Raw genomic sequence first — 400 nt, 5'->3', positions numbered from 1 at the left:
CGCCATCAGATCGGCCGAGAAGCGCGTGAGGTCGTCGGCAAGCGCGTCGAAGCCGGGCGATTTCTGGAACGTCCGCTCGTTCATGTAGAGCCCGCGATTGACCTCGATCTGCAGCGCATGCAGATGGCGCGCCGGACGGCCGTAATGCTCGGTGATGAAGCCCCCGGCATAGGGCTTGTTGTGGGCCACCGTGTAGCCCATGCCGGTGAGCAGGGCGATCGCCGTCTCGGTCAGCGCCGCCGTTGCGGAAATCCCGAAACGGTCGCCAATGATGAAATCCGGCCGCACGCCATTGTCGCCGACCCTTATGCTGGCCGGCATCGAATGGCAGTCGATCAGCACCGCATAGCCGAACCTGGCATGGGTTCTTGTCAACAGCCGTTTCAGCGTCTCGTGATAG

The 400-nt window shown here is 63.0% G+C and carries 1 protein-coding gene; it reads right to left on the bottom strand.

Translation table 11 applies throughout. The features are described 5' to 3' along the window. The coding region (locus EN742_RS37505) for an N-formylglutamate amidohydrolase (protein WP_189375791.1) at positions 1 to 400 on the bottom strand (400 nt) is incomplete at both ends.

The organism is Mesorhizobium sp. M4A.F.Ca.ET.020.02.1.1, assembly GCF_004022645.1.
Taxonomy (GTDB): Bacteria; Pseudomonadota; Alphaproteobacteria; order Rhizobiales; family Rhizobiaceae; genus Mesorhizobium.
The sequence above is the reverse complement of the archived record's forward strand: the minus strand, read 5'-3'. Positions and strand labels throughout refer to the sequence as shown.